The 20,892-nt window shown below is 55.0% G+C and carries 21 protein-coding genes; 11 read left to right on the top strand and 10 right to left on the bottom strand.

Features of this window, described 5'->3' with window-relative positions; translation table 11 throughout:
- Positions 1 to 2: 2 nt before the first annotated feature.
- The 3 genes from CSA35_01465 to CSA35_01475 all read right to left on the bottom strand — a co-directional run bounded on the left by CSA35_01465 (position 3) and on the right by CSA35_01475 (position 3,123).
- The gene (locus CSA35_01465) at positions 3 to 1,310 is read right to left on the bottom strand and encodes a betaine reductase (GenBank protein PIE55131.1); all 1,308 of its coding nucleotides are present in this window, start codon (positions 1,308 to 1,310) and stop codon (positions 3 to 5) included.
- A 125-nt stretch (positions 1,311 to 1,435) separates the two neighbouring features.
- Positions 1,436 to 2,083 (bottom strand): hypothetical protein, encoded by a 648-nt coding sequence (locus CSA35_01470; protein ID PIE55132.1) that lies wholly within the window; start codon positions 2,081 to 2,083, stop codon positions 1,436 to 1,438.
- Complete coding sequence (locus tag CSA35_01475; GenBank protein PIE55133.1) at positions 2,080 to 3,123, bottom strand: histidine kinase; 1,044 nt, start codon at positions 3,121 to 3,123, stop codon at positions 2,080 to 2,082. The genes CSA35_01470 and CSA35_01475 overlap by 4 nt, the downstream gene beginning before the upstream one ends.
- Before the next feature lie 168 nt (positions 3,124 to 3,291).
- Between CSA35_01475 and CSA35_01480 the strand changes: the two genes are divergently transcribed.
- Positions 3,292 to 4,002, top strand: a complete 711-nt coding sequence (locus tag CSA35_01480) for a hypothetical protein (GenBank protein ID PIE55134.1) — start codon at positions 3,292 to 3,294, stop codon at positions 4,000 to 4,002.
- Here CSA35_01480 and CSA35_01485 read toward each other — a convergent pair.
- Positions 3,999 to 4,889 carry a hypothetical protein gene (locus CSA35_01485; protein ID PIE55135.1) on the bottom strand — a complete coding sequence of 297 codons (891 nt, stop codon included), beginning with the start codon at positions 4,887 to 4,889 and terminating at the stop codon, positions 3,999 to 4,001. The two genes, CSA35_01480 and CSA35_01485, sit on opposite strands and share 4 nt — an antisense overlap.
- A 301-nt stretch (positions 4,890 to 5,190) precedes the next feature.
- Between CSA35_01485 and CSA35_01490 the strand changes: the two genes are divergently transcribed.
- The 4 genes from CSA35_01490 (at position 5,191) to CSA35_01505 (ending at position 8,076) form a co-directional block, all read left to right on the top strand.
- A complete protein-coding gene (locus CSA35_01490; GenBank protein ID PIE55136.1) occupies positions 5,191 to 5,427 on the top strand; it encodes a hypothetical protein in 237 nt (78 codons plus the stop codon).
- Between the two features lie 18 nt (positions 5,428 to 5,445).
- A complete protein-coding gene (locus CSA35_01495) occupies positions 5,446 to 6,147 on the top strand; it encodes a cytochrome C biogenesis protein (protein ID PIE55137.1) in 702 nt (233 codons plus the stop codon).
- Positions 6,148 to 6,349: 202 nt separating this feature from the next.
- Entirely contained in the window at positions 6,350 to 6,796 is a 447-nt protein-coding gene (locus tag CSA35_01500; GenBank protein ID PIE55138.1) for a hypothetical protein, read from the top strand.
- The gene (locus CSA35_01505) at positions 6,793 to 8,076 is read left to right on the top strand and encodes a C4-dicarboxylate ABC transporter permease (GenBank protein ID PIE55139.1); all 1,284 of its coding nucleotides are present in this window, start codon (positions 6,793 to 6,795) and stop codon (positions 8,074 to 8,076) included. Before CSA35_01500 ends, CSA35_01505 begins: the two co-directional genes overlap by 4 nt.
- On the opposite strand, the gene CSA35_01510 is transcribed toward CSA35_01505, so the two are convergent.
- On the bottom strand, positions 8,077 to 8,556 hold the full coding sequence (locus CSA35_01510; protein ID PIE55334.1) for a cysteine methyltransferase: 480 nt from the start codon (positions 8,554 to 8,556) through the stop codon (positions 8,077 to 8,079). It abuts the gene before it with no gap.
- Between the two features lie 26 nt (positions 8,557 to 8,582).
- On the bottom strand, positions 8,583 to 9,947 hold the full coding sequence (locus tag CSA35_01515; GenBank protein ID PIE55140.1) for an MATE family efflux transporter: 1,365 nt from the start codon (positions 9,945 to 9,947) through the stop codon (positions 8,583 to 8,585).
- A gap of 287 nt (positions 9,948 to 10,234) precedes the next feature.
- On the opposite strand from CSA35_01515, the gene CSA35_01520 reads away from it, so the two are divergent.
- Positions 10,235 to 11,272 carry an amidohydrolase gene (locus CSA35_01520; GenBank protein PIE55335.1) on the top strand — a complete coding sequence of 346 codons (1,038 nt, stop codon included), beginning with the start codon at positions 10,235 to 10,237 and terminating at the stop codon, positions 11,270 to 11,272.
- A 16-nt stretch (positions 11,273 to 11,288) separates the two neighbouring features.
- Here the strand turns inward: CSA35_01520 and CSA35_01525 are convergent, their stop codons facing one another.
- The 4 genes from CSA35_01525 to CSA35_01540 all read right to left on the bottom strand — a co-directional run bounded on the left by CSA35_01525 (position 11,289) and on the right by CSA35_01540 (position 16,072).
- The gene (locus CSA35_01525) at positions 11,289 to 12,455 is read right to left on the bottom strand and encodes a hypothetical protein (protein PIE55141.1); all 1,167 of its coding nucleotides are present in this window, start codon (positions 12,453 to 12,455) and stop codon (positions 11,289 to 11,291) included.
- 57 nt (positions 12,456 to 12,512) lie between these two features.
- On the bottom strand, positions 12,513 to 12,761 hold the full coding sequence (locus tag CSA35_01530; protein PIE55142.1) for a thioredoxin family protein: 249 nt from the start codon (positions 12,759 to 12,761) through the stop codon (positions 12,513 to 12,515).
- A 43-nt stretch (positions 12,762 to 12,804) separates the two neighbouring features.
- On the bottom strand, positions 12,805 to 13,647 hold the full coding sequence (locus tag CSA35_01535) for a bifunctional methylenetetrahydrofolate dehydrogenase/methenyltetrahydrofolate cyclohydrolase (protein ID PIE55143.1): 843 nt from the start codon (positions 13,645 to 13,647) through the stop codon (positions 12,805 to 12,807).
- 151 nt (positions 13,648 to 13,798) lie between these two features.
- A complete protein-coding gene (locus CSA35_01540; GenBank protein ID PIE55144.1) occupies positions 13,799 to 16,072 on the bottom strand; it encodes a hypothetical protein in 2,274 nt (757 codons plus the stop codon).
- A 106-nt stretch (positions 16,073 to 16,178) separates the two neighbouring features.
- On the opposite strand from CSA35_01540, the gene CSA35_01545 reads away from it, so the two are divergent.
- The 5 genes from CSA35_01545 (at position 16,179) to CSA35_01565 (ending at position 20,858) form a co-directional block, all read left to right on the top strand.
- Complete coding sequence (locus CSA35_01545; protein ID PIE55145.1) at positions 16,179 to 17,027, top strand: aminopeptidase; 849 nt, start codon at positions 16,179 to 16,181, stop codon at positions 17,025 to 17,027.
- A gap of 126 nt (positions 17,028 to 17,153) precedes the next feature.
- Complete coding sequence (locus CSA35_01550) at positions 17,154 to 18,074, top strand: peptide ABC transporter permease (protein ID PIE55146.1); 921 nt, start codon at positions 17,154 to 17,156, stop codon at positions 18,072 to 18,074.
- The gene (locus tag CSA35_01555; GenBank protein ID PIE55147.1) at positions 18,067 to 18,933 is read left to right on the top strand and encodes a glutathione ABC transporter permease GsiD; all 867 of its coding nucleotides are present in this window, start codon (positions 18,067 to 18,069) and stop codon (positions 18,931 to 18,933) included. The genes CSA35_01550 and CSA35_01555 overlap by 8 nt, the downstream gene beginning before the upstream one ends.
- Before the next feature lie 4 nt (positions 18,934 to 18,937).
- The gene (locus tag CSA35_01560) at positions 18,938 to 19,906 is read left to right on the top strand and encodes a peptide ABC transporter ATP-binding protein (GenBank protein ID PIE55148.1); all 969 of its coding nucleotides are present in this window, start codon (positions 18,938 to 18,940) and stop codon (positions 19,904 to 19,906) included.
- Positions 19,893 to 20,858 (top strand): oligopeptide ABC transporter ATP-binding protein, encoded by a 966-nt coding sequence (locus tag CSA35_01565; GenBank protein ID PIE55149.1) that lies wholly within the window; start codon positions 19,893 to 19,895, stop codon positions 20,856 to 20,858. Before CSA35_01560 ends, CSA35_01565 begins: the two co-directional genes overlap by 14 nt.
- The last annotated feature ends 34 nt before the right edge of the window (positions 20,859 to 20,892 follow it).

A 20,892-nucleotide genomic window follows, 5' to 3' on the forward strand; every position in this document is an offset into this window, starting at 1 on the left:
TTTTAAAATTCCGCACAACTTTTTACGGAAAATCCGGTTTGGGCGTCACCATCCATAAAAGCCTGAGCCTCAATGGTCAGAGATCCGTCATCCCTGACACAGCCTTCCCATCCACCACCACATCCATCACGGGCTACCGATTGCAGATCTCCAAGAACCACCGGCATAGGAGGTAACTCAAACACCTCCGAAACATTTCCTGCACTGACCAAGGCGTCCGCTTCTGGACGCATGAGAACCATGGGCTGAGAAGAGCCATCCTTTCCGGTACATTCGTTTACGACTCCAACGGTTTTAATCCCAACCTTTTCAAGACTGGCGATGCTCAACATGAAGCCCACATCAGCATTCCCATACCCCTCCCGAGAGATCAAAACGCCATCAAGCCCAAGGTTCTGAGCAAGCCTAACGTCCCTCAGAACGCTGACTCGTTTTTCTGAGAGCTCCACCGTCTCGTTGCTCAGGATAACACCAATAAAATTCACAGTTTTCCCGTGCTCTCGCATCAATTTTCGAATAACGGCATTTCTCTGAAACGAGTAGGTCGACATATTGTTCGAAGCAGGCGTAAAACTCCCACCAACAACAGCTCCATCAAGAATCTCGTTGGGATGAATGTATATAGGGAGAATTCTTTTCGTATCCCACCCGTACAGTTCGGCGTTATATCCCCGATCCTCCCATTGAGCCAGAACTTTCATGATATACCCCACTCTTGGAAGACCAGCAACATCACCCCCTCTTCGCCCCAGAGGAGGAAGATCGTATACCTCCACCTCTACAGGCGTTTCGGTTCTCAAACATTCCCCCAGATATGAAGCAAGCCTCATCCCGGCTCGGCGATGCACCAGATTCTTTTTCTGGAAAGAGTGTTTCTCATCTTCCTCATCAGTATCCGCTAGGAGTACGAGATTGACCATATTTCCAAAAATCGTGTGGTCCTGAAATTCTCCTCCCATATCGATCAGACCATCTTGGAAACATCCCCACCGTCCAACAGCCAAAACTGAACATCCAGTCAAAGCGTGTACAACGCCCTCTCCGGCAGCCTCCAGTTCATCAATAAAGCCGGGGAAAACACTCTGTCCCCCAGAAATCTTACAACGCGGCTCAAAGGCATCTTTCACAGGAGTGATACGAACCATATCACCAGGATGAACGATGTGAAGCTCCGCCGTGATCACATGCCTATCCTGTAGAACAAGGTTAAGAGCTTCCTCCTTGTTAACGAAAAGAACGCCATCTTCATAGCGTGTTCTCTCTCCAAACTCCATCCGCCGCACGGGAAATGAACCAATTTCCAGACGCATAGACAGCCCCCCTTAAATAATAGGATCTCCCATATATAGGATAGCTTTTTATGAGACCAAAAAAATAGCACACTGCGGGAAAAGCTTCTCCCACAGTGCGCTATTTTTCCTGCGGATTATCCGGCTTATTCAAGCCCGCAAATGCCTTCTCTAATGCAGTACCGCACCAGATCAACAAAGGTCTCACATCCGAGCTTAGTCATGATATTTCCCCTATGAGTATTGACCGTATGTCTGCTGATACACAGAAGCATTTCGATCTCCTGAACCCGTTTCCCCTGCATAAGCAAACGGAGGATCTCCTGTTCTCTTTCCGTCAATTCGGGAACCCGAGGCTCTCCCATGAAGTCCCGGGCCTGAATGTACTCTCTCACAACAAGCGCTCCAACCCCGGTCGAAAAGAAAACTCCACCCTGAGCCACTCCCCGAATAGCTACGAGCAGACTTTCCGCTCCGCAGTCCTTGAGAACATAGCCCTGGGCTCCGACTTTCAACATCTCGGAGACGATCAAACCATCGACATGCATGGACAGAGCGATGATCCGAACCTCCGGGAAGCCTTCCCGTATCTTTCGTGTAAGGGTAACCCCGTTCATACCTGGCATGGTCACGTCGATAACGGCCACCTGGACAGCGACACGAGACAAAAACTCAAGAGCCTGTTCTCCACTCGTCGCCAAAGCTGTGACGACCATGTCATCCTGGGCATCTATCGTCTGTTTCAGACCATCCAGAACCATCTGATGGTCGTCAACCAACATCACCTGGATCACGATGCCACCAGAGAGACAGGCGCATTAACAACGACGGAGCATCCCCGCCCCGGTTCTGAGTAGACCTGTAAGCAGCCTCCTATATAGCTCAGCCTTTCCCGTATGCTGAACAGACCGAAGCCACAGGATGAGCCAAGCCCTCCTCGTTGTTCCAGCGTCATCCCCACTCCATCGTCGTCAACAACGACCGTCACAGAGTTTTCCTTACGCCGCAGAGTTGCGGACACCCGAGATGCCTTGGCATGCTTCACTATGTTCACAAAAAGCTCCCGGACAATCTGGTACAGAAGTATGGTCACCTCATCGGAGATCCCCTGATCCGAGAGCTTGCCCTTGTAGAGATACACTATACCATGAGGAAGGATCATATCCTCGCCAAGTTTTTTCAAAGCCGCTCCGAGTCCCACCTCATATAAAACGGGAGAACTGATCTGAAAGGTCAACTTCCTCGTATGGTCCATCATCGTTCGCATTTTTTCCAGGACCACCGCCATGCGTTCCCGATCCCGAGGAGTGACCAACGAACTGTCTATCGCCTTGAGGCCGTTCATGATGTCTATTAAGGTATACCCCAGACCATCGTGGATTTCTGTGGCGATGGCTCTCCGAACCTTCTCTTCCGCCAGAGAAAACTTGGTTATCAATCCCTGAAGCTCCTTACGATACGTCAACAGCCTCGCCCGACTCTGATCTAGAGCTTCTTCAGATTGCCGCCAATCGGTGATATCCAGAAAAAGCACGCCCACATATTGGGAGGACACAGGAAAAGCCATCGAGTGCAGATATCGATCCACCTCCCTGCTGTATCCCTCGAAGTGAGCATGAATGCCACGCTCAGCAGCACAAATCATGTTGTCCACCCAGACATCCTCTGGATGCGGCCAAACTTGCCCAAACGTCTTACCGATCACCGCAGCGCGACAAACCCCCATAACCTTCTCATAGGCGGGATTAACATCGACAAAACGAAAATCTTTTGCGACACCATTCTCGTCTCGAAGAATTTTATGCAAAGAGAAGGGCTCAAACAGGTTTTGCAAGATAGTTCGATATATGATCCCAACACTCCTTAAGGTTTCCTCTCGAAAGTAGATTTCTCTCAAATACCATTATAACTACATATTCAAGAGAAAAAACAACTTACCTTGACAGACGATAAAGCATGCCCATACTATAATCTGTGACATTCAAGAAAGGAGAGAACTTTCATGAGCCTTTCGGAACTCGCCGGGCACATTCCGGTGTTCGGATCGGTTATCAATGCCCTGGCTATCCTGCTGGGAACCGGCGTAGGGCTGGTTTTTCGATCGGCTATCCCGCAGAGAATCAACACCGCAGCCTTTCACGTCATCGGGCTGTTCACCCTGTGGCTGGGCACCTCCACAGCCGGGAGCACTCACAATATCCTGATCCTGGTGGTAAGCCTGGTCCTGGGTACGGTGGCAGGTGAGCTCTTGGACCTCGACAGCCAATTCAGGCGAGGAACCCAGTTCCTCCAGCAAAAGATCGGCACCTCGGGGCCCTTCGGCGAGGGGTTTATGGCGGGAACTCTCCTCTTCTGCATGGGGTCCATGGCCATCCTTGGATCCCTGGAAGAAGGGCTGGGACAGTGGCCTAAACTTCTTCTGACCAAATCCCTCATGGACGGGATCGCCTCTGCGGCCTTCGCCGTATCCCTTGGTGTTGGGGTAGCCCTCTCAGCGGCGTCGGTTCTGCTCTACCAAGGAGCCATAACCCTGGCCGCAGGTGTCCTCGCTCCCTATATGAGCCAGCCAGTGACAGACGAGATCTCTGCCGTAGGTGGCGTCATGCTCATGGGGCTGGCTCTGGGAATCCTGGAGATCAAACAGATCAAGGTGATGAACATGCTTCCCGGCCTGGCAGTGGCAGCCCTCCTAGCGTCTCTGTTCTCTTTTTAGATCTGTTTCCAGTGCTTGAACCCCTCCCCCACGACCTCCGCTACATCGGAAAGGACGATGAAGGCCCCCGGGTCCACGGACACAACGTACCGCTTGAGCTCCATGGCCTGACGACGATTGAGCACGACGACAAACATCACCCTGGATTCACCAGTGTAGGCCCCCTCGGCCCTGAGGACCGTGGCGCTTTTATTCAAATCGTCCAGGATAAATCGGCGGACGACTGCATCTTGGGATGTGATCACCGTCAATTGCTTTCGGCGGTCGAAGGACTTGAGGACATAGTCGATAGTGATGCTCTCGGCATAGAGGACCACCCCCCCCAACAGAAGTTTCTCCAAATCCACGATGAACCAGAATAGAAACAAAATAGCGATGTTGATGTAAAAGGAATACATCCCGACATCTACACCCCAGGTTTTTCGAGCGACCATAACCACCACGTCGGTCCCCCCGGTGGACCCCCCAACCCGAAAGACGAGACCGATGCCGATACCTCCGCAGACTCCAGACAGGAGCCCCGCCAACAGTACATTATCCAACATAGGATATTGAAATAACTCGAAGACGGCCACCGCCGCCGACGAAAGCAGGGAAACGTACAGCGTCCATAGAACAAAGCGAGGTGATAGAGCCCGCCACCCCCACAACAGAAGAAGCAGGTTCCCGATGGCCATGAGCCACGCCGGGGAGATGCCCCACACATAATTGGTCCACAGAGCCAAACCCGCCAAACCCGCACTGGCAAAACGGTAGGGAATAGTGAGAGCCACGATGGCAAAACTCATGATCACGGTCCCCACCGTTGTTACCACAAAGGTTCCCCATTCCTGACGAACCCAATCCACGACGTGACGGACGAGTCGACGAGACGATGTCTGAACCATGGGGCTCCCCCTTTCAACACTTAAAATACCCATTCTCAGCACAAATAAGTATTTTGCCCCAAGCCAACGAGACCATATGCAGCTATACTTCAAGAGAGATTTCTACAAGGAGGCGATACGAATGAACGTACGAAAGATCATAACACTGCTCGCTGTGGTTTTCATCATCAGCGGCACTCTGTATCTGAAAAATAACAAAGTCATCGACACCACAGCCATAGCCAAAGAAAGCGTCCAAGCGCAAACGCTCTTGCCCCAGCTCCTGGATCTCGCAGCCCCAGGCTGACCAGCGTGCGTCCAGATGGCGCGAATCCTGGAAGGATTCGAGAAAGAGAACCCCGGCGTTATGGTAAACACCGTCAACCTTATGGAGAACATGGACTACGGCAAAAAATACAAGGTACGGGTTGTCCCAACCCTGGTTTTCCTCTCCCCGGAGGGTGAGATGCTTCACCGCCAAGAGGGTGTCATGACGGCGGAACAGCTTCAAGATAAGTGGATGGAGCTGGGATATGACATATCCGAGAGCAAAAACTAGCATCAAAGGAAGGATCGTATGGGTGCTCTGATTACATCGGTTCAGGGGGCCCTTTCGGGCGCCGGAGGTGCCGCTTTTGCTGCGGCCTTCGCCTGGGGTATCTTCAGTGTCCTCTTGAGCCCATGCAGCCTGGTAAGCATTCCACTGGTCATCGGCTATATTCAGGGACAGGGAGGCTCGGGAACCAGGAATGCTCTTCTGGTCTCTGGAGCCTTTTCTCTGGGCATTTTTGTCAACATCGCCTTGGTCGGTGCGGTGATCGCATCAGCAGGAGCCCTTATGGAAGGGCTGAGCTCGGTGATGAATTACGTCGTGTCAATAGTGCTCTTCGTATTCGGGCTCCATCTCCTGGACGTGGTCACTATCCCATGGTTTGTCTCGGGATCCCTGGAGGCCGGTAATCGGCGAAAAGGCCTCTGGGGTGCCTTGGTCCTGGGATGTGTCTCTGGAATGGCCTTGGGGCCCTGCACCTTCGCGTACATGGCTCCCATGCTCGTCATCGCCATGAAAGCCGCTACCGACAGTGTTCTGCGGGGTGTTGGATTGGTGGCTCTCTTCGGCTTGGGGTACTGCCTGGTGATCCTTCTGGCTGGGACCTTCGCCGATATGCTGGACCGATACATGAACTGGACGGAAAACAGCAGAGGAACTTTTGTGGTCAACCAGATCTGCGGCTGGCTGGTTGTCCTGGCTGGGGCGTATTTTTTGTACATCGCTTGATCTGCTGCCCCTTGTAAAAAACCAACAAACGCCCCGATTATCCCTTTGTGAGGTCGGGGCGTTTCTCTTGCGTGGAATCTCCCTTGTCAGTACAATTGTCAAAAAGCTATTCGCCCCGCTGCATTCATCATGAGAGGACGTGACGTATAATGCCCACCTTGCAACGAGCACTTCAAGTCGTCCTGATCGTGGAGCTTTAAAGGTGGACATGAAGCCTGTCACACCGAAACCGTTCTCTCTGGAACGCTGGTGCACAGCCATAGCCTCGGTGCTTCTTATTCTCTGTCTGGGAGGAGCTCTGGTAAGCTTGGTGGCTCACCACTTCATGGATTGCTCGAGGATGTGGACTGATCGGATGATCCGAGACTCCCTGATCTGGATCGTCATGCTGGGAGCCGTCGAACCCCTGGGACATCGAGGACATCGCCATCTCAGACTGCTCCATCGAAGTGGTCGCCCCTTGGCTGTAGTCATGACGCTGGCCCGAACGGTAACCCAGGCAGCTGCCCTTGGATGTCTGATCTGGACGGGGTTGAAAGCCGTGGGACACGGGATGGAGGAGACAGCGGTTCTCCTGGGAGCCACCGTCATGTTGGTGGCGATCCTCCTGAGAATCCTTCGTCGAGACGGAGGGAACCCACGCCAATGACAGCTCTCATCGTAATCTTTCTCTGTCTTCTCATGGCCCTGGAGGTTCCCCTGTACGCTGTCTTTCTCTGCGCCGGCGTAATCGGCGCTCTTCTGTGGGGAGACCCTTCCTGGATCGCCAGAATCCCACGACAGATATTTGGCTCCATGGACCCATATGCCCTCATGTCCATCGTCTTTTTCATCATGACGGGGAACCTGATGAACCGATCAGGGCTCACAGAGCGGCTTCTGAACCTGAGCTGCGCCCTGACTGGCTCTCATCAGGGCGGATCGGGATATCCCACGGTGATCGGAGGCGCCTTTCTCGCGGGAGTGAACGGCTCCACCGCCGGAGCGGTTACCTTAGGCGAGCGATTCATACCAGCAATGAAGCAACAGGGATTCCCCCGGGGATACGCCGCCGGGCTCACGGCAAGTAGCGCCCTTGTGGGCCCTATTCTGCCTCCAAGCCTGTTCATGACCGTGTACTCAGCTATCACGGGAACCTCTATGGGTGGACTGTTTGCGGCAGGGATCCTTCCTGGTTTGCTCCTCGTTGGGGTAGTAGCCTGGATTCATGGTCGCTTTCAACGAAAGTATTCCCCGACAACCAGGAAACGGAGCTCATGGACCGCACAGATGAAAGCGTTTGGGCACGCTATACCGGGGCTCCTTGCACCAACAATCATCGCTGGCGGCGTGATCGTGGGGACACTATCCCCTACCGAGGCTGGAGCTCTGGCGGCAGTCTACTGCCTAATCACGGGACTGGTCATCACCGGTGAGCTCTCCCCGAGGAATGTCTGGCTGGCCCTGAGAGAGACCGTCAACTCCGCCAGCTCGGTCCTGCTTGTCGTAGGGGCATCTTCAGCTATGGGTTGGCTCCTGAGGTGGGAGGCAGCCGCTCAATCCCTGTGGACCACCGTGACCTCCTCGGGGCTGCTGGATCACCCCAGATTGTTTATGATCGCCGTGAGTCTCGCGATTTTTCTCATAGGGACGCTTATGGAGGAGGTCACCCTCCTGACGGTGCTTACCCCCCTCCTGGCTCCTCTGGGAGCCGCTGCGGGGATCGATCCGTACCACTTCGGACTGGTCATGACCTTCAACGTCACAATCGCCATGATCACCCCACCGGTGGGGGGCTACAACGAATCGGTAGCATCGGTGGAGCGAGTCCCTTTGAGACGGATCTTTCGGTGTGAGCTGCCCTTCATTATCGGGGCCCTGGGGGTTCTCCTGACCATGATCCTCTGGCCTCCAATGACGGTGTTCTTGCCCCGCCTGGCCGGGTATTGACTACCAACCGCCCAAGTTAACCCCCTCGATGGCCAGCAACCGTCGTTTCAGCGACAAGCCAGATGAAAAACCCGTCAGGGAACCGTCGCTTCCGATGACCCGATGGCAAGGGATCACCACCGGTATTGGATTCTTCCCGTTAGCGCCGCCGACGGCCCGACAGGCCGATGGTCTTCCTATGGACGCCGCCAGCTGACCATAGGAGATCGTTTGCCCATAGGGGATTTCCGTCAGAGCACGCCAGACAGTGCGTTGAAACGCCGTCCCTTCGGGAGCCAGAGGCAAGTCGAACCGACTCAGCTCCCCGGCAAAATACGCCTGGAGCTGTTCCACGGCGTTGGCCAACTCGGAGGGCATCAGCCGCCACCCTTCCGGCGGGCAGGGAGTCGTCCCCTCGAACAGGCGGATCGACCGAATGCCCTCATCGTCCTGCCCGATCAGAGCGCCGCCCCAAGACACAAAGACAAAATCGTACAACATCACCGTACTCACCTCCCTCAAGGCTCTCAGCCTTTCGCCTCGTGGTCATCACTTCTCCTCCATCGAGCCATCTCGGACCTAACCATCCATCCCCCCATCAGACCGCCCCCTACATCCATGATGGGAAAGGAGAGCCATGCTCCGTCAACGCCCATCAACGGTGGTAGTAAAATCAGAGGAGGCAGAAGAAAGAGCACCTGACGACAGAGGTTCAGGGCCAGACTCTGACGGGCTTTACCCAAAGCCTGAAAGAAAAAGGCCGATATGATGGCCACCCCCGCCATAGGAGCTCCTGCGTAGCCAATGCGAATGGCCCGGACTGCCAGATCCGCGAGAGAGCGGTTGTCATCGTTAAAAAGCCTGACCAGTAAATGAGGCACCGTCTCGGCCACAACCAGGGAGCCTAAGAAAAAGACGACGGCGGCAGTCATGGCTAGAAAGACGGTCCGACTCACTCGATCGAACTTCCCAGCCCCGTAATTATAGCCGATAAGCGGTTGAGCCCCCTCCCCGATACCAACGACCGGCATGAAGAGCAAGCTGTCCAGGCTGAAGAAGATTCCCATCGCTGAGACAGCCACTTCCCCGCCCAGGCGACTCAGAGTGCGGTTTAAAACCACCATGATCAGCACGAAAAACATCTCCATCATACAGGGAGAGAATCCCACGGTAACCATCTCGACCATGATGTCCCGTTGCGGACGGATTTCCCTCAGGTCCAGTCCCCCCATGCGCCGAACGTAGAAAGACAGGACCCACAGGGAGGCCACTACCTGGGCCAGAACCGTCCCCAAAGCCGCTCCTCGAACCCCCATATTCATGCGGACGATAAACAGCCAGTCCAAAACGACGTTGCCCCCGGCCCCCAGGATCAGGGTCCACATTGCGTGCCTGGGATGCCCCTCGGCCCGAATGAAGTAATTTCCGCAAAAACTCACGAGCTGAAATGGGACACCCCAGAGGATAACCTCCAGATAGGATCGAATCATGGGCATAAGGGCCGGGGTGGCCCCGCAGAGCCTCATGAGATCATCCATAAAGACAGCCCCCACCGATATGACCAGGATCGACGCACCCATCATGGCCATAATACCATTGCCCATGGCCGCCTGAGCCCAATCGTGTCGCCCCTCACCCAGCGCTCGGGAGATCTGAGAGGACGTCCCCACGCCAATCAGGATCCCCGAGGCGATAATAAAGAGAAAAAACGGAAAGGTCACGGTGACGGCGGCGAGACCCCGGCTCCCCACCACGTGGCCGATGAACATACGATCCACGATGTTGTACAGAGCACTGGCCACCATCCCCACGATGGCAGGGATGGAAAATTGAAACAACAGCCACCCGACCGGCTCCTGACCCATACGGCTCGATCGGCTCTTCAACGACACGGCACCCCCTCTCCTCCCCGATACGGATACTGTCGCCTCATTCTACGACAAACGGTGATGAAATGGCGTATTTCGTCGTCATCACATACAATACGGACGAGGAGGACACACCTCCGATTATTCGAAAGGGGAGAACAGCATTGAAAGCTATCGTAGGGAGCGCTGTGGAGACCATCTCATCGGGGCGACTGGAACGAGGGACCATTCTCGTCGAGAACGAAAAAATCATCGCAGTAGGGGACAACATCCCATTACCACCCGAAGCCCATATCATAGACGGCTCGGGCATGACGACCACCCCAGGGCTTATCGACGCCCACACCCACATTGGCGCATGCCCCGAGGGCATGCCCTATTCCATGACCGACGAAAACGACATGACCGATCCGGCAACTCCACAGTTGCGTATCCTCGATTCCATCTATCCCTTTGACCCAGCATTCGAAGAAGCCAGAGAGGGCGGGGTCACGACCCTTCAGGTCCTCCCCGGGAGTGCCAACGTCATCGGCGGACAGGGGGCCGTGATCAAGACGGTAGGATCGGTTGTGGACGCCATGACCGTAGCAGCTCCCTCAGGGATGAAAGCCGCCCTGGGCGAGAACCCCATCGGCGTGTATAAAAAACGAGATCAACTGCCCACAACGAGGATGGGCAACGCAGCAATCATGAGAAATTCCCTCTACCAGGCCATAAACTATAAGGCAAATAAAATTCACCACGAAAATAAAAAGGACGACGACAAGGAACCTTTCGAGATTAAGCCCGACATGGAAGCCATGCTTCCCGTCCTGGAGGGGGCTATGCCTCTCAGGGTCCATTGTCACAGGGCTGACGATATCGCCACCGCCATCCGTACAGCCGAGGAATTCGGAATCCATCTCACCCTTGAGCACTGCACCGAAGGGCACCTGATTGCCGAGTACCTGGCGTCTAAGAAGGTGATGGCTGCCGTGGGGCCCACCCTGTCCACACGCCCAAAAATCGAGCTGCGTCACATGACCTGGAATACCCTCAAGGTCTTCGCCGACCGAGGCATTCACTTCTGTATCATTACCGATCATCCGGTCATCCCGGTCCAGGCACTGATCCTCTGCGCCACCATGGCTCATAAAGCTGGGCTCCGACGTGATCAGGCTCTTCGGGCCATCACACTCTCGGGAGCGGAACACCTGGGGCTGGAGGGACGTCTGGGTTCCATAGAACCCGGAAAGGACGCCGACCTAGTCCTGTGGGATGGAGACCCTCTGGATGCCCGAACTCACGTATCGATGACCCTGATCGATGGGAAGATCGTTTACCGCAACGCCGATACATTTCTTCGATGATGCCCCTCCCCAACGCTTACACCGTAACCCAACCGTACAGGAGGCCCGCAAGGGACGAGAGAGCGACGACCAAGCCCACATAGGTCACGGTCTTTGCCGTCCCCAGCAGGCTTCGGATAACCAGCATATTGGGCAAAGAGAGAGCCGGTCCGGCCAAGAGGAGGGCCAGTGCCGGCCCTTGCCCCATTCCCGCTCCTAAAAGCCCCTGAAGTATAGGCACCTCCGTGAGGGTAGCAACATACATAAAAGCCCCGGAGAGGGCAGCCAGGACATTTGCCCTCAAAGAATTTCCTCCCACCAGGGATGACACCCAACGTTCGGAAATGAGAGCTTGATGTCCCGGACGGCCAAAGAGGAACCCAGCCAGAAGCACCCCCATTAAAAGCAAGGGGAGAACCTGAACGGCAAAGCCCAGGGATGCCTCCAGCCACTCTCCAAGATCCTCTTTCCGAAGCCACGCCCAACTGGCAACGACTACGGAGAGGACGGCAATCCCTGCCAGGATCCATTTCAGGCGGTAGAGACAGTCCCAAACCCCGTCCCCTGATGGAGAGGTTGCCCAGTTAGCCAGGATCAAAAAGGCGACCAAACTCCCTACATGCCAGATTGTCTGCCACAGAGGACATGTCTGTTCCCCGTCTGGCACCTCGGCAAATCCCTGCTGTCGTTGATCCTCATCCAAGCGGAAAATCACCGCCATGCTCAGGCCGATAACGACGGAAAAAACGACGGCTCCTAAAGCCCGGACCACCCCCAGGCGAAACCCCAGAACCCGGGCCGTCAGGGCTATGGACAGGACGTTGATGGCCGGCCCCGAGTACAGAAAGGCCGTAGCTGGACCCAGTCCGGCCCCCCGCCGGTAGATGCCAGCGAAGAGAGGGAGAACCGTGCAGGAACACACAGCGAGGATACTCCCCGAGACGGCAGCTATCGAATAGGCAATCCACCTTTTAGCCCGAGCTCCCAGGTAGGCTGTCACCGTCTGACTGCTGACAAAAACCGAGATGGCACCGGCGATAAGGAACGCCGGCAGCAAGCAAAGAAGCACGTGCTCCCTCGCGTAGTCCCGGACCATGGCCAGAGCCTCCACCGCTCCAGCCTGAACAGCCGGGGACTCCACAGGAAGCCAGTATAAAACGCCAAAGACAACGGCAATCCGTAGAGCTTTTCTCCCATCGCTCATTGGGATCTCCTTTCAACTGCACGTAACAAAAAGCCTCGGTGTATAACCGAGGCTTTTTCATTTCAAAGCATCATCTATGAGGCGTCGGACCGCCAGGGGGGTGGGAAGCCGTCCGGCCGCGACCACCGTTCCGTTCACGGCCAGCCCTGGCGTAACCATCACCCCCATATCGGCCATGGTCCCCAGGTCCGAAACCTTTTCGAAAGTATAATCAAGTCCAAGCTCTCGGGCTGCTTCCTCGGTCATTCGGGCCAGTTTGTCGCATTTGGCACACCCAGTGCCGAAAATCTGCAGGGTGACGGTCATTGTACATTCTCTCACAGACGATTCGCCATGTCGGGAAGGGATATCACGCGAGCTCCGCCGCTGTGATCACGTTGCCCAAAAGCATGGCGATCGTCAAAGGTCCCACTCCTCCGGGAACCGGGGAAATAGCCCCCGCTGCAGGCAGGACATCGTCGTAGTCTACGTCACCCACGATACCCGTCTCGGTGCTGTTTATCCCCACATCCACCACCACGGCCCCAGGTTTAATCATGTCCTTTGTGATCATACGGGGCCGCCCCACAGCGGCAATCACGATATCGCCGGAGCGAACCACCTCAGCCAGATTTTCAGTTCGACTGTGACACAGGGTCACAGTGGCGTTTTTCTCCAGAAGAAGCAAGGCTACGGGCTTGCCCACGATGGTGCTTCGACCCACCACAACAGCGTGCTTGCCCTCCAGCTCCACGCCGTATTTCTCCATGAGGTACATAGCTCCCTGAGGGGTACAGGGCCGGAGAGACGGCAGGCCCGCGAGAAGACACCCCAGGTTCGCGGGATTCGACCCATCGACGTCTTTTTCAGGGGCGATAGCTGCCTGAACTCGTTCGTTGGAAATCTGTTTGGGCAGAGGCATCTCCACCAGAATACCGTGGACCTTGGCATCTGCGTTCAATCGAGCTACCAGCTGGATAAGTTCATCCTCTGACGTATCTTCCGGCAACTGATAGAAGGAGAAAGCTACCCCCACAGAATCACAGTTTTTTCGCTTCTGCTCAGCGTACACCTTGGACGCCGGATCATCGCCCACCAGGACGACTGCCAGAGCTGGCGCAACTCCTTTTTTCTTGAGGACCTCAACCCTGGTTCGAAGATCCTCCTTTGCCGCCTTGGCCGCAGTGCGACCGTCCAGAACGACTTGCTCCATTTCATTCTCCTCCTGTCATGTGAGATGTCAGAGCAAAACAGCCCCGAGTTATCGCCGATAAAACCAACTTTTTTAATAATACCATTCAAAAAAAATCCTTCAAGATATGGTGTCTCTGCCGATATAAGCAGGAAGAGCTTGCTCCTCATCCTTAAGAAAACTCCTCGGACGAGGCCAGTTTCCTGACATAGAGGTCCATCTGAGGGAACGGAATCTCGATACCCTCCCGGTCGAATACATCCTGGATTTTATACCGAAGGTCGCTGGTCACGGTGCTGGGATAGCCTCGACGAATGTCGACCCAAAAGTACAGGATAAAGTCCATCGAGCTGGCCCCATAGTCGGAGAACAGAACGTAGGGTTTCGGATCGTTGAGGATAACTTTGTGTTCCTTGGCCATTTGAAGAAGGAGCTCCTCCACCTTGCGGGCTGGAGTGCCGTAGGCCACGCCAATCTCGAGTTTACCCCGAATAACCTTGTCGGAGAGGGTCCAGTTAGTAATTCGGTTCTCCAGAAAATAGCTGTTGGGGACCACCACGTCGATGCTATCGAAAGTGCGGACCTTGGTAGAGCGAGAATCAACCTCCAGCACCGTAGCGGTGACATCCTCGAACTGGACGATATCGTTAATCTTAAACGGCTGATGAATCATGATAATAAATCCGCTGATTAGGTTATTAAACAGATTCTGGGCACCGAACCCCACGGCGATGGCGATGGCACCTCCCAAGAAGGCAAAGGCCGTCAGGGGGACATTGACGATCTTCAGAGCAACGAGGAAACTACTACACAGCAGGATGTAGTAAAGGAGCTGCTCAATGGCGTGAACCACGGTCACCTCCATCCTTTTGGAATGAAGGAGCAACCATCGCCGGGTGAATCTGGCCACCCTGCGGCTAGCCAGAAGGCCCAGAACCAGAATGAACATAGCGATGACAAATTCCTTGAGCCGTACAGCATAGCCTCCCACATACCACAGCTCGGTGTTCAGAAGCTGAGCAATTCGGTTCCGCCATAAAGAAGAGACCTTCTCGGTGATGTCTACCGTACTGATCCTATCGACTATCTCATCAAGAAGTCGCTGGTTCATGGTATTCAAATCGATAAGGAGAGCCATGTACGCCATGTTCTGGACCATGATGGCATCCAGAACCTTGCCCCGTTCTTTCAGGGATGCTGCCTCCGCTTTGCTCAGATCGGCCTCCTCCTGCTCCTTGTCCAGAGCCGCAGAGCGAGAAAAGAGGGCCGCCTGATATTTCTGCTGAGCGATGATGACGTCCTCAAAACGCCCCATTCTCTTCTTGACCTCATCCCGCTCCTTAATAAGCACGTCAGCACTGACCCCGGTTCTCTGGAGAAGCGAACATCGATCTATCCAGATGTCCCGCATCTCGTTGGCAAAGCCGATCATCTCCTGAGTTTGCTCAGCCGACAGGTGGAGATATTCTCGACGAAGGTCGGCCAAGGCAAAGATTCGCTGAGCCTTCTTCGTTGCCTTCTCCCCCGTGGCAACGCTCAGGTTGGCATGGGCCTCAGCATAGGCCGTCTCGGCTTTTGCGACCTGTGCCTCCAGAGCTTCACTCCTCTGGCTGAGCTTTTTCAGGTGATCCTCATGCCGAGCGATACCGCTCTCCAGGTCGTTCTTATCGAAGATCAGGTTCCCATACACATATTTTCGAGCCTCCTCCACCTGCCCTAAGCGGAGCTCTGCGGCTTTCTTCTGAAGATTCAGATTCTCCAGGTTTTTCTTGAGATACGCCAAGGTCACTTGCCACAGCTCCTCCTGAAGTTCAGCTTTCTGGAGGAGCCACTGCTTGGCCAACTCCTGATCGGTACCTTGAGCCTTTTCAAACTCACTCTGAGCAAGACGCAGGAGCTTCCCGGATTCAGTCAGTCGGTCTTGAGCGCTGACGATAGCTTTCTGCTCCCGGAGTACAGCATCGCCTAGCCCCTCTTTTTTCACGACCAAATCGTCGACATTCCTCAGGTACGAGTCGTAGTACGTCAAGGTGTAAGGCGGCTTCTCCTCCAAGGCAAGCTTAGCCTGATCGGAATCCAGAAGCCGCTTCTCCACCTCGACTTTCAGGGGAGCCGTCTTCTCCGTAGCGGTAGATAGCCGTCTGTAGAAATTCTGAAGCGCTGCAAGGACGGTGATTCGGTCCTCCACATCGGCCTCGGTAACCCCAAAACGAGCAGCCGACTCGGCTATAGGAACCGCAGACCATTTCCCCATGGTCTGCTCCAGCTGGACCACCCGCATCTCGCCGAACTCCTTATCACCCAGATCTGAAGACGTACTTACCTTCGGCTGGGATGACTGATCGCCTGACGTGACGGCCTGCACCATACATGGAGATATACCCCCCGACAGGAACAGAAGAAAAATGACGAACAGGACTCGAAGAGTATTTCTTATCATAAACATCGGCCTCCTTGCATCGATTTTTTTATACTACCACATACCCTTTTGTGCGGGTGAAGGAGGGTGTATCATAATAGACATACGATTATAGATTCAGAGGTGAGACGAGATGAAACTCTATATCAGCGTCGACATGGAGGGAGCCACTGGAATAGTCCGATCAGAGCAAATTCGGGCGGAGTCGCCTGAATACGGTTTTGGGCGACGTATGCAGACCGGCGATCTTCTCGCGGCCCTTGAAGGAGCTTTTGATGGCGGAGCTACCGAAGTTCTGATCAACGATTCCCATGACCGGATGATCAATATCTCGCCATCGGACCTGGATCATCAGCCGGGTTCGGTTTCTTTGATCTCGGGTTCCCCCAAGCCTCTGGGCATGATGGAAGGGATTCAGGGATGTGATGCCGCTGTGTTCCTCTGCTATCACGCCAAGGCAGGGACGACAAAGGCCGTCTTAGATCACACCATCTCCGGGAGAGCCATCTATCAGGTTTTTTTGAACGGTATAGAAATGGGCGAGACGGGGCTCAACGCCGCCACAGCAGCTCAGTTTGGGATCCCCGTAATCGCGGTCACCGGTGATCACGCCCTCTGCCGTGAGGCTCAGGCCCTTCTCGGTGACGATTTGGTCGTCTGCCAGGTCAAGGAAGGAATGGGGCACAGCACCGCTCGATGCCTGCCTCCTGACGCCTCACACACTCTCATTCGAGACGGCATCTCAAAAGCCACTCAACAACTATGTAAGGGGAAAAAAACTCCACCGCCGATGGATATAGGCTCGGGAACGTTCCGCCTGGACCTGGTCTTTCACTACGCATCCCAGGCCGACAACGCCGCTATAGTTCCAGGAACGATTCGACTGGACGGCCGGACTGTCCGAGTGGAGGGAGAAGGCATGGATACTATGAGGCAATGGGCGGGAGCACTTATCTCCCTGGGAGGATCTGTAGCGTTCTGAGAGACCAAATATGGCTTGACACTCAATCTTAAAAATTCTATCATTGCAACACATTTGCAATGACACTTCGTGCACCAGCGCGAATGGACGAAAAGGGACCTCAGGTCCTGAGAAGGGGGACGTCCTTTGGGCAGGTTTATCGTTCGACGGTTGCTTTTAGCTATTCCCGTGCTGATTGGGGTATCGATCATTGCATTTCTGATTCTCCACCTCTCTCCCGGTGACCCGGCAGAGCTTTTGGCTGGGGATGAAGCTTCTCAGACCGACATCCAGATTATCCGGGAAAAGTTCGGGTTGGATCGCCCCCTTGGAACTCAGTATCTTTTATTCATTCGGGGCGTGATCACCGGCGATCTGGTCTCCATGAAATACGATGTCCCGGTGATGGAGATTGTAGGGACCAGGTTAAAAAACACCCTGATCCTCTCATCGGCAGCTATCGTCATCTCGGTATCAGTGGGCATCGCTGCTGGAGTTCTCTCAGCGGTCCATCGATATTCCTGGGTGGATTACACCTCCACCTTTATCGCTCTTCTCGGCGTCTCTATGCCCGTATTCTGGTGGGGCCTCCTGATGATCCTTTTGTTCTCGGTAAATCTCATGTGCCTTCCCTCGGGGGGGATGGGAGGTTTCCGTCACCTCATTATGCCTGCTATCGCATTGGGGACGGCGTCCACAGGGATTATCGCCCGGATGACCCGCTCCAGCATGTTGGATGTCCTGCAACAGGATTACATCACCACCGCCAAAGCCAAGGGCCTTCTGCGCCGGCTGGTGATTTACCGTCATGGGCTGAGAAACGCCCTCATCCCCACCGTAACCGTCATCGGCCTTCAGTTTGGCTATATGCTGGCCGGGGCCGTCCTCACCGAGACGGTCTTCTCCTGGCCGGGCATCGGTCGACTTCTGGTCAACTCCATCATGGGGCGGGATTACCCAGTAGTTCAAACAGCTCTTCTGGTGATCGCCCTTATCTTCGTGCTGGCGAACCTGGCAGTGGACATGCTCTACGCCTTGCTGGATCCAAGGATTCGCTACAATGACTAACCATCTTGCGCCAGGCCGCACCTCTCACCTGACCATCATCTGGCGGCGATTACGCCGGAGTAAAACCGCCGTCCTTGGGCTGGCTATCGTTGGTTTATACGTGTTCGTTGCCCTGGCTGGACCCTTCATCGCCCCCAGAGACCCTCTGGCCCAGAATCTGAACGACGCCTTCTCTCCGCCTTCGGCACAACACCTTATGGGATGTGACGAATTCGGTCGGGACATATTCAGCCGGATCATCTACGGTGCCAGAGTTTCCTTAATTATCCAGTTCAACTCGGTGGTGATCGCCCTCTTCCTTGGTGTAGCGCTGGGAGCACTCGGGGGATATTTCGGCAGCTTTATTGACGAGCTCATCATGCGATTCATAGACGTGATGCTGGCCTTCCCGGGAATGCTCCTGGCCCTAGCCATCGTCGCTATGCTGGGGCCTAACCTGACCAACCTCATCATCGCTATCGGCATCTACTCTGTACCTCAGTTTGCTCGAATAGCTCGAGGATCGGTGATCTCCGTGAAGAAAAACGACTACGTCACGGCAGCCCGGGCTATCGGCGAATCCCATCGAGCGGTCATTCTCCGGTACGTACTCCCTAATTCTCTGTCACCTATCATAGTCCAGACGACCCTTCGGATGGCAACCGTCCTGCTCACCGCCGCTGGTTTGGGTTTTCTGGGATTAGGAGTTCAGCCCCCCACGCCTGAGTGGGGCACCATGCTGAGCGGGGCTCGAATGTACCTTCGAACCGCCCCTTTCGTGGCCTTTTTCCCCGGTCTCGCCATCATGCTCGTTGTGCTGGGATTTAATTTTTTTGGCGACGGGCTCCAAGACGCCCTGAACCCGAGGCTGAAGGAGTGACGTCATGAACGCCCCAATTCTCGAGGTCACCGATCTCTCTACATGGTTCTACACGGAGGAGGGCATCGTCAAGGCTCTGGAGAAGGTGAGTTTCTCACTGGCTCCTGGGGAGATCCTTGGCATCGTTGGCGAGACGGGCTGCGGTAAATCGGTAACCACCCGGTCCATCATGGGACTGATCCCCCAGCCGCCGGGAAAGATCGTGGAGGGACGAGCCCTGTTTCAGGGAACCGACCTGTTTCGTCTGTCCGACGAAGAGCTCCGTTCCGTTCGAGGGAGTGAAATCGCCATGATTTTTCAGGATCCAATGAGCAGCTTGAACCCGGTACTTCCGGTGGGATTTCAGGTAGAAGAAGCCATCCAGGCCCACGGAGCCGTCCCGGACCGGGAGGCAAAACGCCGGGTCCTGGAGATGTTCGAAAAAGTCAACATTCCCGATCCGACCAAGGCGGTGAACCGTTTCCCCCATCAGTTCTCTGGAGGGATGAAACAGAGGGTCATGATCGCCATGGCTCTGTCTTGTTCTCCCCGGCTCCTCATCGCCGATGAGCCCACAACAGCCCTGGACGTTTCGATCCAGGCCCAGATTCTGTCTCTGATCAAAGAGCTCCAACGGGATCTGGGAAGCTCCATCGTCCTTATATCCCACGACCTGGGGGTGATCGCCACCATGGCTCAGAAGGTTGCAGTGATGTATGCCGGAAGCGTCATCGAGTACGGCTCGGCGGAACAGGTTTTCGATGCCCCCCTTCACCCCTACACGATGGGACTCATGGGGGCCATCCCCAGACTGGATCGAGATCAGGAGAGCCTGACGGTCATTCCGGGCTCACTGCCAAACCTGATCCACCTGCCCGAAGGATGCAAATTCAGGGAAAGATGCTCCGAGGCCGAGCCGATCTGTGCCAAGGGACGCCCCCCTCGGCTCGACAAAGGGAAAGGACACGAGGTGGCCTGTTATGTCCGTCGTTGAGGTTTCGGGACTGGTTAAACACTTTCCCGTCGATAAGGGGATCGTCTTTCCAAAGATCGTAGGGCACGTAAAAGCCGTGGACGGGGTTTCCTTCTCTATCGACTCTGGCCGGACCCTGGGGCTGGTAGGCGAATCGGGGAGCGGTAAATCAACAACGGGCTCCATGATCCTTCGGCTTCTGGAGCCCACGGCGGGCACCATCCAATTTCATGGAGAATCGATCACCCACATGGACGACCAAGCTCTTCACGCCTTTCGATGCAAGGCTCAGATGGTCTTCCAAAACCCTTTTGCCTCCCTGAACCCCAGGATGATCGTCCGGGATATCGTGGGGCGAGTCCTCAAGGTTCACGGCGAATCGGACGAGGACCGGATCACCCAAGCTGTTCTGGATATTCTCAGGGAGGTGGGGCTCAAGGAGGAACACATGACCCGCTATCCCCACGAATTTTCGGGTGGTCAGCGACAGCGGATTGCCGTCGCTCGAGCCCTGATCTCCAACCCGGAATTTGTGGTTCTGGACGAGCCCACTTCGGCTCTGGACGTGTCGGTCCAGGCCCAGATTCTGAACCTTTTCAAGGACATCCAGCGAGATCGGGGGCTCTCGTACCTGTTTATCTCCCACGATCTGAGCGTCGTCCGCCACATCAGCCACGACGTGGCTGTTCTCTACCTGGGGAAAACCATGGAATACGCTTCAAAGGACGCTCTGTTCACCTCGCCCAGGCACCCATACACCCAGGCTTTGTTGGAAAGTATCCCCAAACCCTTCATCACAGGTGAAGCCATTGAGGACAAGGTTATACGGGGGGATATTCCCAGTCCTATGACCCCCCCGTCGGGGTGTCGATTTCATACCCGGTGTCCTCGGGCCGATGATTTATGTCGGACCGAGGATCCCTTATGGAGGGAGGTGGCACCAAGGCATTTCGTTGCCTGTCATCAAGCGTAGGAGAAACCGTCAAAGAGAAAAAGGAGACAAAAAA

This window comes from Dethiosulfovibrio peptidovorans, from assembly GCA_002748665.1.
GTDB lineage: Bacteria > Synergistota > Synergistia > Synergistales > Dethiosulfovibrionaceae > Dethiosulfovibrio > Dethiosulfovibrio peptidovorans_A.

What these genes read in the sequence shown, in the direction of transcription:
- CSA35_01565 (PIE55149.1), top strand. Translation starts at nt 19,893, where the DNA reads ATGTCCGTCGTTGAGGTTTCGGGACTGGTTAAACACTTTCCCGTCGAT.
- CSA35_01545 (PIE55145.1), top strand. Translation starts at nt 16,179, where the DNA reads ATGAAACTCTATATCAGCGTCGACATGGAGGGAGCCACTGGAATAGTC.
- CSA35_01465 (PIE55131.1), bottom strand. Translation starts at nt 1,310, where the DNA reads ATGCGTCTGGAAATTGGTTCATTTCCCGTGCGGCGGATGGAGTTTGGA.
- CSA35_01505 (PIE55139.1), top strand. Translation starts at nt 6,793, where the DNA reads ATGACAGCTCTCATCGTAATCTTTCTCTGTCTTCTCATGGCCCTGGAG.
- CSA35_01480 (PIE55134.1), top strand. Translation starts at nt 3,292, where the DNA reads ATGAGCCTTTCGGAACTCGCCGGGCACATTCCGGTGTTCGGATCGGTT.
- CSA35_01525 (PIE55141.1), bottom strand. Translation starts at nt 12,455, where the DNA reads ATGAGCGATGGGAGAAAAGCTCTACGGATTGCCGTTGTCTTTGGCGTT.
- CSA35_01510 (PIE55334.1), bottom strand. Translation starts at nt 8,556, where the DNA reads ATGTTGTACGATTTTGTCTTTGTGTCTTGGGGCGGCGCTCTGATCGGG.
- CSA35_01560 (PIE55148.1), top strand. Translation starts at nt 18,938, where the DNA reads ATGAACGCCCCAATTCTCGAGGTCACCGATCTCTCTACATGGTTCTAC.
- CSA35_01520 (PIE55335.1), top strand. Translation starts at nt 10,235, where the DNA reads ATGACGACCACCCCAGGGCTTATCGACGCCCACACCCACATTGGCGCA.
- CSA35_01485 (PIE55135.1), bottom strand. Translation starts at nt 4,889, where the DNA reads ATGGTTCAGACATCGTCTCGTCGACTCGTCCGTCACGTCGTGGATTGG.
- CSA35_01495 (PIE55137.1), top strand. Translation starts at nt 5,446, where the DNA reads ATGGGTGCTCTGATTACATCGGTTCAGGGGGCCCTTTCGGGCGCCGGA.
- CSA35_01540 (PIE55144.1), bottom strand. Translation starts at nt 16,072, where the DNA reads ATGTTTATGATAAGAAATACTCTTCGAGTCCTGTTCGTCATTTTTCTT.
- CSA35_01490 (PIE55136.1), top strand. Translation starts at nt 5,191, where the DNA reads ATGGCGCGAATCCTGGAAGGATTCGAGAAAGAGAACCCCGGCGTTATG.
- CSA35_01555 (PIE55147.1), top strand. Translation starts at nt 18,067, where the DNA reads ATGACTAACCATCTTGCGCCAGGCCGCACCTCTCACCTGACCATCATC.
- CSA35_01535 (PIE55143.1), bottom strand. Translation starts at nt 13,647, where the DNA reads ATGGAGCAAGTCGTTCTGGACGGTCGCACTGCGGCCAAGGCGGCAAAG.
- CSA35_01530 (PIE55142.1), bottom strand. Translation starts at nt 12,761, where the DNA reads ATGACCGTCACCCTGCAGATTTTCGGCACTGGGTGTGCCAAATGCGAC.